Source organism: Prosthecobacter debontii (assembly GCF_900167535.1).
Lineage (GTDB): Bacteria > Verrucomicrobiota > Verrucomicrobiia > Verrucomicrobiales > Verrucomicrobiaceae > Prosthecobacter > Prosthecobacter debontii.
In genome coordinates this window covers 361,723-375,529 of the sequence record NZ_FUYE01000002.1, presented here as the reverse complement: position 1 = coordinate 375,529, position 13,807 = coordinate 361,723, and the positions used below count along the sequence as shown (strand labels likewise).

At 55.7% G+C, this 13,807-nt stretch carries 12 protein-coding genes; 7 read left to right on the top strand and 5 right to left on the bottom strand.

All coding sequences use genetic code 11. The features are described from left to right. The first annotated feature begins 38 nt into the window (after positions 1–38). From B5D61_RS03910 to B5D61_RS03900, 3 genes are read left to right on the top strand one after another with little or no spacing between them, the layout of a single operon-like run. The gene (locus B5D61_RS03910) at positions 39–263 is read left to right on the top strand and encodes an addiction module protein (RefSeq protein ID WP_078811992.1); all 225 of its coding nucleotides are present in this window, start codon (positions 39–41) and stop codon (positions 261–263) included. Continuing rightward, entirely contained in the window at positions 260–556 is a 297-nt protein-coding gene (locus B5D61_RS03905; protein ID WP_078811991.1) for a hypothetical protein, read from the top strand. The genes B5D61_RS03910 and B5D61_RS03905 overlap by 4 nt, the downstream gene beginning before the upstream one ends. Before the next feature lie 4 nt (positions 557–560). After that, positions 561–1,994, top strand: a complete 1,434-nt coding sequence (locus tag B5D61_RS03900; protein ID WP_078811990.1) for a sigma-54-dependent transcriptional regulator — start codon at positions 561–563, stop codon at positions 1,992–1,994. On the opposite strand, the gene B5D61_RS03895 is transcribed toward B5D61_RS03900, so the two are convergent. Continuing rightward, positions 1,984–4,209 carry an ABC transporter substrate-binding protein gene (locus B5D61_RS03895; protein ID WP_078811989.1) on the bottom strand — a complete coding sequence of 742 codons (2,226 nt, stop codon included), beginning with the start codon at positions 4,207–4,209 and terminating at the stop codon, positions 1,984–1,986. The genes B5D61_RS03900 and B5D61_RS03895 overlap by 11 nt on opposite strands. A 90-nt stretch (positions 4,210–4,299) precedes the next feature. Between B5D61_RS03895 and B5D61_RS03890 the strand changes: the two genes are divergently transcribed. From B5D61_RS03890 to B5D61_RS03870, 4 genes are all read left to right on the top strand, one after another. Beyond that, entirely contained in the window at positions 4,300–5,349 is a 1,050-nt protein-coding gene (locus tag B5D61_RS03890; protein WP_078811988.1) for an NAD(P)/FAD-dependent oxidoreductase, read from the top strand. A 312-nt stretch (positions 5,350–5,661) separates the two neighbouring features. Then, positions 5,662–7,005, top strand: coding sequence for a hypothetical protein (locus tag B5D61_RS03885; protein ID WP_139373048.1), 1,344 nt, complete (start codon positions 5,662–5,664; stop codon positions 7,003–7,005). Positions 7,006–7,487: 482 nt separating this feature from the next. Beyond that, entirely contained in the window at positions 7,488–9,710 is a 2,223-nt protein-coding gene (locus B5D61_RS03875; protein WP_176159209.1) for a 3-keto-alpha-glucoside-1,2-lyase-like domain-containing protein, read from the top strand. A 211-nt stretch (positions 9,711–9,921) separates the two neighbouring features. Then, positions 9,922–10,983: a sulfite exporter TauE/SafE family protein gene (locus B5D61_RS03870; RefSeq protein WP_078811984.1), complete on the top strand. Its 1,062-nt coding sequence runs from the start codon at positions 9,922–9,924 to the stop codon at positions 10,981–10,983. 16 nt (positions 10,984–10,999) lie between these two features. On the opposite strand, the gene B5D61_RS03865 is transcribed toward B5D61_RS03870, so the two are convergent. The 4 genes from B5D61_RS03865 to B5D61_RS03850 all read right to left on the bottom strand — a co-directional run bounded on the left by B5D61_RS03865 (position 11,000) and on the right by B5D61_RS03850 (position 13,732). Beyond that, positions 11,000–11,878, bottom strand: a complete 879-nt coding sequence (locus B5D61_RS03865) for an HAD family hydrolase (RefSeq protein WP_078811983.1) — start codon at positions 11,876–11,878, stop codon at positions 11,000–11,002. A 100-nt stretch (positions 11,879–11,978) separates the two neighbouring features. Then, entirely contained in the window at positions 11,979–12,878 is a 900-nt protein-coding gene (locus tag B5D61_RS03860) for a TIGR01777 family oxidoreductase (RefSeq protein ID WP_078811982.1), read from the bottom strand. A 50-nt stretch (positions 12,879–12,928) separates the two neighbouring features. After that, the gene (locus B5D61_RS03855; RefSeq protein ID WP_078811981.1) at positions 12,929–13,246 is read right to left on the bottom strand and encodes a hypothetical protein; all 318 of its coding nucleotides are present in this window, start codon (positions 13,244–13,246) and stop codon (positions 12,929–12,931) included. 9 nt (positions 13,247–13,255) lie between these two features. Beyond that, complete coding sequence (locus B5D61_RS03850) at positions 13,256–13,732, bottom strand: GNAT family N-acetyltransferase (RefSeq protein WP_078811980.1); 477 nt, start codon at positions 13,730–13,732, stop codon at positions 13,256–13,258. Between the last annotated feature and the right edge of the window lie 75 nt (positions 13,733–13,807).

Genomic DNA, 13,807 nt, shown 5'->3' with positions numbered 1-13,807 from the left:
CTATTCTGAGATACAAAATTTAACCCGGACGTTACTTTATGGTGATTGAACACTTTCCTGAAGTTCGGCAGCTCTCGGCGGCTGAAAAACTTATTTTTGTCAGCGAGCTCTGGGATGATTTGGCTGAGCACCCCAGTGAAGTTCCCGTCGAGCGGCACATCATTGCGGAGTTGGATCGTAGGATGGAGGATTTTCGCGACCATCCTGACAAATTTACAACTTGGGAAACCATTCAGCAAAAAGTCCTCGGGCGACAACTATGATGGATCTTATCTTTCTCCTGGGAGCTGATATTCAATCTGCGTTTAACCAGTTGAAAGAGCAGCAGGTGGGGCGGGGATACATCTTCATGCAATGTCTGGATGCAGCACTGACTTATCTACGCGGCCACCCAGAGATAGGTCTTCGCTACCAAACTCCGTATCGTCGTTTACTGATCAGCAAGTTCCCTTACGGCATCTTTTACGAAGTTCAGAGTCAGCGTGTTGTGCTTGTCGCCGTTATGGATCTTCGTCAAAATCCTCGCGTCATCCGTCAACATTTGTTTGGTAAATAGTCCCATGACCGATCCTGCGACCATCCTCATCGTCGATGATGAGAAACATACTCGAGACGGCCTCCGCCTTGCGTTGGAGGACGATTTCGATTGTTATGTTGCTTCAAACGCTGCTGAGGCGCTCGAACATCTCAAGCATGAGAATGTGGATGTGATGTTGACCGATCTTCGGTTAGGTGATGATGACGGGATGCGTTTACTAGAAACGGCTTTAGGCCTTCCTCACCCACCCGTATGCATCATGATGACAGCCTATGGTAGTGTGGATACGGCGGTGGAGGCCATGCGCCGCGGGGCCTACCACTTCGTCACAAAACCGTTGAATCTCGATGAGGTGGATTTGTTGGTGAAGCGGGCTTTGAAGAGCCGCAAACTCGAGCATGAGAACAAAGCGCTTAAACAACAGGTCGAGCAAAAGTATTCGATCGAAGGCATCTTGGGGAAAGCAGATACACTCAAACCCATTCTCGATACCATCCAGCAGGTGGCTCCCACGCGGGCGACTATCTTGATCGAAGGCGAGAGTGGAACGGGCAAAGAGTTGGTGGCCCGAGCCATCCACAATCTGAGTGGCCGCCCCAAAGCGAAGCTGGTGACGGTGCATTGCGCCGCTTTGTCCCCACAGATCTTGGAGAGTGAGCTTTTTGGCCATGAAAAAGGTGCGTTTACCGGCGCTCAAGAGCGGCGGATCGGCCGCTTTGAAATGGCCGATGGAGGCACCCTTTTCTTGGATGAGATCGGTGAGATCGACGCCAGCACTCAAGTGAAGCTCTTGCGTGCGCTTGGTGAACAAACTATTGAACGAGTGGGCGGGAGTAAGCCCATCAAAGTTGACGTTCGGGTGGTCGCCGCCACCAATCGGGACTTGGCCAAAATGGTGGAGGAAGGCAAGTTCAGGGAAGATCTTTATTGGCGTTTGCGTGTGGTGACAATTCACATGCCACCGCTGCGCAGCCGTAAAGGAGATATCCCCATCCTGGCCGAGCACTTCCTCAAAGATTTAGCCGCAGCAAATGGCAAGACGTACAAGCCGCTTGGCGAAGATGCATTGCCGCTGCTCATGACTTATGATTGGCCCGGCAATGTTCGTGAGCTACGTGCTGCCATTGAACATGGTGTGGTAATGAGCAACAGCAGCCGCGTGATGGCCAAACACCTGCCTGCCTATCTGTCTCAGCCTGGCGGGCTGGGCTGGCGGGTGCCCGTGTCCGTGTCCTTGCCTAGCAAGGGGGGGGACAAAACGCCTGACGAGCTTCCCAAAGCCGAGTTAGACATCCACGAGATGGAGAAGACCTTGATCCTCGAAGCCTTGGAAAGAGCAGGGAACAATCGCAGTGAGGCTGCTGAAAAGCTCAACATGAGTCGCCGCACTTTGCAGCGGAAGCTGAAGGAAATGGGCATGGTGCGGATGCATCGCAAGCGCACGCCTAAGTCTTGAGGGCAGCTTCTTCTTTGAGCAGCGGCAGCAGGACTCGGACGGTGGTGCCATGGCCCGCTTCGCTCTGGATTTTGATGGTGCCGTGGTGGCTCTTGACGATGCCCAGCGTGGCCGCCATGCCCAGACCGCGCCCGGTGAACTTGGTGGAAAAGAAGGGATCGAAAACCATCTGGAGAACCTCAGGCGTCATGCCGCGTCCGGTGTCAATGATATCCATATACAGATATGGCCCTGGGGCTGGAGCCGGTTCGACGTGGTTTTCTTGCAAGTCGGAGGACGTGCAGAGGGTCTTGCCAGTATGAAGATGAATGGTGCCCGCGCCCTCAGTGGCCTCCGAGGCATTGGTGAGGAGATTGATGAGTAGATGGCGCAGGCTTTCGCGGTCGGCGAGGATGTTCACGTCGAGCCCTTCATGCTGCCATTCCAGGAGGTGTGAGCCTGGGAGACAGCATTTCAGAGTCGGCATGGATTCCTCGATGAAACGTTTGATGTCTGTTTTCTCAAACTGGTGCAATCCGTGGCCGGTGCAGGTGAGGAGCACGCGGTTAAGCGCGGCCACACGCTGACTCTCTCGTAACACGCCATCCATAAAGTCCCGAGTCTGACCGGGAGGGGACTGCATACGAGCTAATTCAGCATAGCTGGTTAGGGCCTGGAGGATGTTATTGGAGTGATGGCAAACCCCATTGGCCAAGCGATGCAGGCTTTCATATTTCTGAGACTGGAGAAGTCGGTCTTTGAGCTTGGTCTGATGTTGTTCCGCGGTTTTGAGAGACGTGATGTCTTCGACAACGCTGAGAAGACCGATGGTTTGGTTTTGCTCGTCTTTGAGGGGGACCTTGCTTTCGTAGAAGTGGCGGGTTTTGCCGTCTTTGTCCGTCAGGGTCTTTTCAGCCAATAGGATTTTACGACCTTCTTCGACGACTTGATCATTGCCGTCTTCGGATTCGACCCAGGGAAGGGTTTCACTGGTGAGACCTCGGGCTTGCTCGGGACTGCCAAGCCCGGCGTAAGTGGCGAAGACCTGATTGCAGCCGAGAATACGAGAGTCACGATCCTTCCACACTACACCCACCGGAATCGTGTTGATGATCGTTTGTAACATGGCTTGGGATTCGCGCGCTTGGCGCTCCGCATTCTTGATGCGCTTGTTGATTCGAATGAGGATCAGCAGTAAGCCGCCGAGTAAAAGGGTGCTGCCTACCGTAGCTCCCAAGGTCCAGAGCAGCCAGGAAAGGTCGGTCTTCGGATTTCGGTCGTAAAGAAAGCCCTCCAGTTCGTAGTCAGGCGTCAGCATCCCCAGTCGGACGTAGGTGTCGCCGATGTGTCTCCAGCGGCCTTCATTCATGTGGCCGATCTCGATGAGCTCCGAGAACATCAGTCGCGCCATTTCATCAGCCTCAAAGAGCAGCGCTTCACGGCTGTAGGGGCAGTCGTAGCGATTTTTGATGATGCTGACCAGTTCCTCCCGATGACTCATGGCATAGTGCCAGCCCTTGAGGGAGGCATCGAGAAAGGCACGGACGCGAGCCGGATGCAGGGCAATCTCTTGGTCTGTGGTATAAAGACAGTCCCCGTAGAAATCCACGCCATAATCGCGAGGTTGGAGAAGACGGTAGGGGATGCCGACAGTGCGCAACTGGAAGGGTTCGTTGATGGTATAGGCTCCCATCCCAGCGATTTCACCGCTCAGCATTTTCTCCGGGCTGAACTCGTAGGGGATGGTCTTCACCGCGTCGGCCGCCAGCCCTTCGTTCTTAAACATGGCCAGAAGGGCAGGGGTATCTTCAGGAGAGACGGCGACGGTTTTGCCCGCCATTTGATGCGGCGTGTTGATGCCACTTTTCTCCGGCACCAGCAGGACCTCCGGGGAGTGCTGCAGGATGGCCGCTAGAGCGACGAGAGGTTTGCCCTCTTGTCGATGGATCAGCATTGAGGACAGGGCCACCGCATACTGACAGCGGCCCTTGGTCAGCTCATCGGCAAAGTGGGTTTCAGGTCCCCCTTCTACCAGAGTGACATCCAGCCCCGCTTCCTTATAAAAACCTTTTTCGACTGCTGCGTAGAAGCCTGCGAACTGAAAGGCGTGTTTCCACTTCAACTGCAAGACGACATGCTCTTGGGCCACTCCCGTCAGGGGACCAAACAAAAGCACCAGCGCAAGACCGGCAAAGAGGTGACGATGGAGTCGTAGAAGCTGGAAGTTGGGCACCATCACAGAGGTGCTTAAGCCTCACACCTTCCAGGGGATGAATCCAGCACATTTGTCAGGATCCATAGACTGTGGCAGAAATGATCCCTTCCTATGTCTTCTCGTTTTCTCATCATCGGCCAAGGGCTCGCGGGCACCGCCCTGGCATGGCGTCTGCACGAGCGCGGGCACCGCTTTTTGATCGTGGATCGCGACGAAGAACTGACTTCCTCCAAAGTGGCGGCGGGTTTAGTCACACCCGTCACGGGCATGCGCTTGAACCTAAATTGGCGCTATGACCAACTCTACCCGGAAGCAGTCGCCTTCTACCGCGCTCTTGAGCATCGGCTCCGCGAGGTATTTTACCATGAGGTTCCCATCGTTCGGCTGCTTCGCGATGAGAAAGCCGCCGCGCTTTGGGAAAAGCGGCGTCTGCAACCGGAAGTGGCTCCTTACGTCAATGACACGGTTTCGTCACCTCTGGTGGATGAAGCCATCTTTGCCAATCCCCATGGAGGCTTTCAACAGCAGCACTCGGGTTGGCTCGATACGGCGGCCTTCTTGAGCGCCAGCAAAGCCTACTTTCAGAGCGTAGGTGCATGGCAAGTTGGGGAGGTAACCGTGGATTCCTTGACCCCATCGGCATCATCGGTTTTATGGCAGGGGGATTCCTTCACCACGGCCATCTACTGCACCGGTTGGGAGGCAGCTCATCATCCCTGGTTTGACTGGGTGCCCTTTCAATCCGCACGCGGCACCGTCTTGAATGTGGCGGCTGATACGGGTGGCGAAACGCGCATCATCAATCGCGGCTGCTGGCTCCTTCCGCGAGCCGATGGCAGCCTGCGAGTCGGCCCCACCTATGAGCTGTCTTTCGATGATCCGAACAAGCCCTCCCCCGAAGCCGTGACTGGGCTGGAGACCAAACTTCAGGTCCTGCTGAAAAGCCCCTACACCATCACCGGCAGCCAAACTGGCGTTCGCCCCATCATCAAAGGCCATCACGCCCTCATTGGTCGCCATCCCGGCCGGCCGCGCGTCGCCTTCATGAACGGCCTCGGCTCCAAAGGCGTTCTCCGCGCTCCCTGGGTGGCCCGGCAGCTTACTGAGCATTTGCTAGATCGAGCGGCTATTGAGACGGGGATGGATCTGGCGGGGGATTGAAATCCCGAACGATTCTACGTAAGGAAATGAGGAGCTTTGGTCACTCGGGGGATGGGGATCGGCAAGAAAGGTTGGAACCACCGCCACCGCCACCGCCGGTGGCTGTTGCGAAGGCTTTGATATTGGCTAAACACGCAGCCTTGGCCTCACTTCAACCGCAACTGAAACATCCGCGAGTGCTTTGTGAGGGCACCGTCATGGGCCATTCTTGCCTGGCATCTTTTACTTTTTCTGCAAGCAATCGCCTAGTCTCCGAATCATAGCGAGGATGGCGAGCGCAAAAAGGTTTCTATCAGCGGCAATTCTGCGAGAATGAATGCAAGGATTTTTCTGAGCCGTATGCCGCCTGTCAGCCTCTCTTTTTCATCGCTTCCCAAGCCGCTGCGTGGGTACATCCTCACGGGCGGCCTTGTTTTCCTGGGGCTGATAGCTTTCATGTGCTGGCTGGCAGCACCCGCCGAGGCCCCGGCGAAAGCGGACGCTGCGGCAGCGGCGCGCAAGGTGGAGCCTCTGGAAACGCTGGCGCCTCTGCCCCGAACCACCAACGCTCTGACCGAGCTGCTACAGCTGGAAATCACACCTGCTGGCGATTCGAAGCCCGAGATCACCGAGCCAAAGCTCGAAGAGATCAGCCTCACCCGCAGGCTGGAGGACTACTACCTCACCGAGGTGTTGCTGGAAAACGTGCAGCTCGGCGGGGCCCTGTCCATCCTCAGAACGAAACTCCAAGAGACCGACTCCGAGCGCGCACTGGCGCTGCACAGACTGGCCGTCACCACACCCCCCGCCGCCATGAGCAGACGTGTCACCCTTTTCAGCCAGAGCATCCCCTACCTGACAGCGGTGCAAAACGTCGCAACCCAGGCAGGCTGCACCGTGGAGGTCACGGAGAACCGCATCACCCTGAAATTGCAGCCCGGCCCCTACCCGCAGACCGCCAGGAAGGGGGCCATGAAAGACCTGCTCTCCGGCCTTAGGGATGATGAAGGCCGCCCGCTGAGCGAAAGCAGTGAGGCAATCTCACGTTTAAGCACACTCGCCAGCCAGCTCGGCATTCACTTTGATCCCCAGGGAAACGCCAGCCTGACAGAGAACCAGTGGGCTGCCCTGCGCCAGATGCAGGATTACCAAAGCAGGCAGGCCAGCAACGCCCTGCCCACCTTTGCCCTTTACATCCTGCCCGCTGGCTTTCTGCCACCCAACCTGAATTCCGACCCCGCGGCTGTATTCAATCTGCTCGTCAATCTGCACCAGCTGGGCTACCCGCCCTACAGCCGACTACCTGAAGGCATGGACCCCACTGTGGCCTACCAGATCCTCATGCTCATCCGCCGGGGCGAGGCCATCGTCCTCACCCTCTTCGACATCCCCGCCACCGAAGGCGTGGCCGAGGTGGATCAAGAACCCGAGCCCGCAACCGCGTCACAGCCTCAAACGTCCGAAAGTAGTGGCATCAGTTACTCTTTGAGGGACTCAACGGGAATAGTAAGGGACAATGGGTTCTCTGTCTCCCGCCCTGGCAGTTCGATCTCCACCTCCGCTGATCTTGTGGCCAGCATGTTGACCAGCAACGGCGTCAGTATCACCGATCAAGCCGTCACCGTTGAGACACTCCTGGAGATACCAACTGCGACTGCCTCTGGTTCCGATCCTTAATCGACGCTCCCCAAAGAGATGCCAGGCAAAATGCGAATGTCTTTTCTCATCTGCACCTCGTGTTTCACCCGAGTCCCTAGCAGGTCTGGAAACCAAACTGCGCGCCCTCTTCCTGCGAGACTTCATCGTTAACGGCCACCAGACCGGTGTTCGCCCCATCATCAAAGGCCATCATGCCCTCATCGGCCGCCACCCGGGGCGTCCAAAGGCGTTCTCCGCGCCCCCTGGGTGGCCCGGCAGTTCGTCGAGCATCTGCTGGATGGAGCAGGTGTCGAGGCGGGTATGGATCTGGCGGGGGATTGATATTACAATTTGCTTAAGTCGTAGGGTGCTGAGTCCTTTACGTTGTGAGGTGAATCGAGTAATGAGGTCGTATGTTCCGAGGTATTCTTCTGGTAACCGTCCTTCTAGGGACTTCCTTTTTGTGGGCTCTTCCATTGCGGCCACCAGAACAGAGATTGATTGAGGTCCCCTCCATTGAGGTGAAAAAGGATGGCCCGACGGAGCGCGATTACCTTCTTACGGAAAAAGCCTGGGGAGAGCGCCGACTGCTCACCCCCGGGAAAGAGCGCTGGAAGAACACACCTTGGGGGGCTTCGGCAACGGCCTTGGTGGAATCAGCCCTGGAGTTGCAGGCCACCAGCACGGTGATAGTCCATCCGTTATGGCCTTTGGCGGATAGGTTTCGTCAGTTGCTCAAAGAAGGAGCCGATGATCCTCTCTTGCTGACGCTGGCTGCGAAGGCCTACTATGCGGAAAGGCAAAACTGGCGCGATAGCCGCGAATTACTGGAGCGTGTTTTGAACATGCCTGACCTACCGACAGCGGTGGAGGCGATGGCACTCAGCACACAGATCCCTCAGCTCATGAAGCAAGGGGCCGAATACCGTTATGTCCGTAGCCGACTGGTGGAGGTGATGATCAAAGCCCTTCACGACGGCACTTATGATGCAGGAGCAGAGGTGGTGTTGGTTCGACATCAAATAGCGGCGCTCATCCTGGTGGGAATCACCTTGCCTTCATATCTGACGCGCTGGCAAGACTCGGTGGACAGTAGTGCCTGGCCTGAGTGGGTGAAGCTGACGTTGCGCGGATTTGGCGAGATCGAGCTCGCTTGGTTGGAACGTTCTTCTGATTGGGCGGTTAAGGTCAAAGATGCGCAGTGGGAAGGCTTTGCCAGACATTTGTCAAAAGCCCGTGAGCATCTGGTCAAAGCCTGGCAAGCCTCGCCCGACCGGCCCGAAGCCGCCGCGCTGATGATCACAGTGACGATGGGTGAGTGTGAGGATTTTGATGAACTGCGGCTTTGGTTTGATCGTTCTATCCAGGCACAGTTTGATTACCAGCAGGCCTACAACAAGCTACTTTGGGCTTACCGCCCGCGTTGGTGCGGGAGTCATGAACTCATGCTCGGCTTTGGCCGAGCCTGTGCTGCGACCAAGCGGTTCGATACAGGAGTGCCGGCCCAAATGTTTTATGCAGCGATGGATGTGGCGGATGAAAACAATGATGCCTTTGAAGCCTTTGGTCGGGAGGGAGTGAGAGAACCGATTCGGGCGATGGCCAAGGGCTACTTGGAACAACCAGGCCTGCCCGCGCAATTGCAGCATTTCCGCCGTTCCACAGCTGCCTTGGGGGCCTGGCTGGTGGGGGATTATGCACTGGCGGATCAGGCTTTGACGGAGATTGGATCGCTCCACTACTGCACGATCGAATTTATGCATCAAATGCTCCTGCACGAGCCGCGCTTTCGAGGTGAGGTGGCGGCTGGCTCTGGAAAGTATGGATCGGAAGTTCAAAAGCTGGCGTTGATGCCCAAGACAACGGATGAAGCTCTGCGAGATCAATTGCTGGAAGACCTCGCGAAAGCCGACTTGTCTGAAGATGCGCGGGCTTATGTCGAGGAAACCGGTGAAGCCAGGAGCCTCCTGGAGCGACTGAATCAGGGAGAGTGGGTGAAAATCATTCCGCGTAAACATCTCAAAAGTTTCATCCAAACCGCCGGGAGATGGGAGGTATCGGAAGACGGAACACTGGTCGCTGTTGGAGACGATAGCACATGGTCAGCCTTAGCGATGGACATCCCCTTTGAGCATGACGTGGAGATGCGTTGTGAGATTGCTTTCGAGAATCCTCAGCACGCGGAGCTTTCTCCCAAAGGATACGGCTTCGGCACGCTGCTACGCTGGGCACCGCGTGTGGTTGGTGATGCCGAGGATGGGATTCGTTTTATGGCCTTCTCAGACCCTGGGAGTAATCGAGGGCAAGCCTTCCGTGTGAAGCCTGAACTGGGAACTCCTACGCAACCTTTTAGTCAGCAAGAATGGAATTCATTTCTTGTCCGGATTGCCAAGGATAAGGTGCACTACGAATTGAATGGTCAGATTATCGCCGAGCAGTATGCATTGGAAGACATGCATCTTACAGGCACCACAGGGAGAATCGGGTTTGTCTCCCATCGCTTGCCGTTTGATGCGAAGTTAAAGATTCGAAATATCCGGGTTCGAAAGTTTGTTATGGCTGATCCGCCTGCGGCACCTGCCAAATCAGAAGTCACCAAGAAACCCAAGCCTATCCTCACTCCGAGCGCCCCCCAATCACCTCCCGCCAGCAGTTCGATGCTCCGTTGGGATTACCTTTTGCTTGTGCTTGCCTTGATCGCCTTGGTTGGGACTCACTTCCTCCTGAAGTCCCGGCAATCTTGATGTTAAGATCGCTTCGTTTGGATTATAATACTCCCTCTGGAGGGCTGAATTAGTGAGTGCGCATGGGAAGTCGATTGATGGGTCGCGATCATTCGTCAAAAAGGTCTCTTATGCCTGATGGGTATATGTTTCATGCTCATTATCTATTTGGGGTAATATAAATTGGAAGGCACCAGTGGCCGCCAAGCTGTCCCCAACCCACTGCTTTTGCATGTCTATTCGCCCTCCTCGTCGTCAGTATCTTTGGATCTGGTTCTTTTGGCTCGCTTGTTTTTACAGCACTTGGGTTTGGCTGGTTTTTGGGCAGCAGAATTGGACGGCCGTGAAGGAGCACTGGCCGATCGCTCTCTCGATGGCGATGGGGAGTTATGTGGCGGGTTCTACCCCGATGGGAGGCGGGACGGTGGGGTTTCCCATCCTGGTGCTTTTGTTCGAATTACCCGCCAGCCTTGGGAGGGACTTCAGCTTTGCGGTGCAGTCCATCGGCATGACCAGTGCGAGCATTTTCATCTTGTGCCGACGTCAGCCTCTCGCTTGGTCCATGCTGAAAGGGGCAATTACCGGCTGTGCTTTGGCCTTGCCGCTGGGGATCCTGTGGGTGGCACCCGTGGTGCCGGATCTGTGGATCAAAATCGTTTTCGCGGTGATCTGGGCTAGTTTCGGAGTCTTGCATCTCTATCGCATTCGCGAGATCGCGTCCCATGATGGGATGACGGAGTTTGACGAGCGATGGGACTTCCGGGTCGGCCTAGTCACGGGGGCTTTAGCTGCCGCTTCGGTGACATCGGTGACTGGGGTGGGCATCGACATGGTTCTCTATGCCATGCTGGTCTTGCTATGCCGCGCGGATCTCAAGATCGCCATCCCGACTTCAGTGGTGATCATGGCCTTCGCATCGGTTTACGGCATCGTGTTTAAAAACCTATTCACTGGGGTGCAGCCAGGCGTGTATGAAAACTGGCTCGCGGCGGCGCCAGTCGTCGCCTTGGGGGCCCCATTGGGAGTATTTGTGGTTAATCTGATTGGCCGTAAACCAACGTTGCTTTTCGTGGCGATTCTCTGCGTGGGGCAGTTTGTCTGGACCTGCTACACGGAGAAGACAGCCTTGGGCACACTGGGGCTGGCGCTTTCGGTTTTAGCCGTTGGGGTGTGTTTACTCGGCTTTGAAAAGCTGCGCGCTTGGGGAGCTGTGCTGGTGGGTGAAGCCCAAGCGCGTCGCGCATCACTTCAAGACAGGGTTTCCGCAATACCTATCCAGAAAGGGGAAAGCTGACGGACCGCAGTCGAGTTTAAAAGTGTGGGGCGGAGACGGTGCCTTCTTCGATCTGGAGCTTTTTCCGGCGGACGATGTTGTCGGCGATGCTCAATACCATTTCTTCCAACAAGAGCCTCAGATGACTGCCTGAACGATAATCGGCTGGGGCGATGTGTTTCACTCGATCTGCCAGCGCGCTGAGTTGATAGCATTTACGGAAGCTGGAGCGGCTGGCTTCATCGGCATTGTAAACGGCGATGGCATGACCGCCGTAGCGTTTCATCAGGGTGAAGCAGGGGACATCGGTAGGGCCGTCGCCGATGTAGATCATGTTTTCAAAGGGGATGGGCCTCAGCTCGGGGTCCATGTGGTCGTTCACATCTTCATGAGGCTCCAGCATGCCTTTGTTGATGCGGAAAATGTATTGTGTCTTCGTGGTGTGGCTGATGACGCGTTTAGGGAAGCTGATGCGTCCGTCTTTATCCTGGCCGAATTCGCAACCGAAGATGCGCTTGACGAAGGGAGCCAGGGAACTGCCATCAAGGAGGATTTTCAGGCCGGAGGAAATGATGTAATGCTCGACCTTGATGCCTAACAAACGATGCTGACTGGTGAGGGTATTGTTCAACTCATTGAACACCTCAGGCACACCCTTGTAGTAACGGAGACGCGCACCCAGGACACGTAGATCGTCATTGGTGGGACGGTCCATCTCCAGGTAATCCAGCATGCACTTGAGATAGGCCAATTCACCGTCGTAACCTTCCTGATCGACCAATTCACGGCTCTTTTTCCAGAACTGGCCAGGATTGATGCCAAAATGGGGAAACAAGGTCTCGTCCTGCATGTAGGTCGGACTCAATGTTTGGTCGTAATCGTAAATGATGCCAATGGTGGTCTGGAGGGCGGCCATGAGGGGATTTGCAGTGACAGGCTGGAAAAGCAGACAAAGACGGTGATGCCGCGGGAGGCGAGTCTCAAACCTGGATCCCTTACCCCCCGAGGGTAATCCGTCAGTTCAAAGAGGCCAGAGCATCTTCGAGCATCGGGAAAGTGAACTGATAACCGAGGTCGGCGGCTTTGCTAGGGATCACCTTCTGGCTGGCGAGAAGCATTTCCTCGGCCATTTGCCCCATGAGAAGCTTGAGCATGAAGGCGGGGGCATGAAGAACCGCAGGGCGTCGCAGGCTGACTGCGAGCTGGCGTGTAAAGTTGTGATTCAGTTCCGGTGTCGGGGCGCTGAGATTCAAGGGACCCTGAACTTTTGGGTTCTCCAGAGCCCACAGCATCATCTTGACTTGATCTTCGAGATGAATCCAAGACATCCACTGCCTGCCAGATCCAAAATTGCCGCCCAACCCCAGACGGAATGCTCTGCGCATGGTTTGATAAGCCCCCCCCTCTCGGGCAAGGACCACACTGGTGCGCAGGTTCACGACCCGGGCTTTCCAACTCTCGGCCTGATTGGCCGCAGCTTCCCATTGCTCGCACAATTCGGCCAGGAAACCATCGCCTCTGGGCGTCGATTCGGTGAGGTCTGTGTCACCTCGGCTCCCGTAGTAGCCGATGCCTGAGGCGGATAAGACAACGGAGGGAAGGTTGGCGGGAGCCCAGGAGTTTTGAAGGTGGGCTATCAGTTGAGTGGTCAGATCGACACGACTCTTCCAAATGCGGGCTTTTTTGGAAGTGGTCCAGAGTCCCATGAGGGATTCTCCAGCGAGGTGAATCAAGGCATCCAAAGTGGTCTCAGGAAGCTGATGGGGCGCTTTGGACGGAACTTGAAGGGTTTGCGCAGCGTGTGGAACGGCCCTTTTGCTCCGACTGTAAGCGATCACCTCATGACCGCTTTCTGTGGCTAACTGGGTAAAAGTTCTCCCAATCAATCCTGTGGCCCCTGTAATTCCAATGCGCATGTCGCTATTCTACGAATGAAAAGGCCAAAAAATGTCTAAATTTATGATGGTTATTGTTTCCACCAATCCGGCGGTTTTTCCCAGGGAGTAGGGGGATCGGTGGGGGATTTGTCCGGTGGAGCTTCCTCGGCAGCCTGGATGATTTTATCTTCGGTGCTCTCAGACAGCTCCATGAGCAATCGGATGTGGGGCTCTGGGCGTGTGGCCCGGCGCCAGATCTGCCATGCCGCTGTGGCAAAGCAGCCCAACAAGAAAAAGAAAAAGCAGAGCGTGGCGATGACAAACCAATCCATCGCTGCGGTATTCGGCGCATGAACGATGACCTCCGGCCTCTGAAGAAAGACTGGAAAGGCCAAGATCGATTGCATGATCGCTCGTCAGGAGGGTTCGCTGAAGACCAATCGCATCGGGATCATGCTTGAGAAGCTAAACCCATGCTTGGCAAAAAACGTCTGGGACTCAGCACTGATCTTGTCGGTCAGAAGGGTGATGCGGCGGAAGTGCTTCTCGCGGGCGAAGTCGATGGCATACTGGAGCAAGCGGCCACCATAGCCCATACGACGGTGTTGAGGATGCACAATGACGTCTTCCATCAAGATCACGAGCCCTCCCTCCGCCGTGCTTATGGTAAACAGGAGGTTCACCATACCGATCACCATGTGATCCGTACGTAGCACAAAAATACGGCCGCGATTGGGCTGTTCCAAAATCAGCCGCAGGCCGTGTTCCTGTTTGTTTTTATCTGGGCGGAAGTCTGCCTCCTCACTGAATAAGGCAACCAGCAACTCAACGAGCTGAGGCATATCTTCAATGGTGGCCGGTTCGATTCTCGGCTCAGAGGTATGGGTGGACATCGGCTAAAATCTAGCTGGGGGTATGCCAACCGCAATCAGCGAATCTGTCAGGTTGCGGAGGAATCCTGTGGGAAA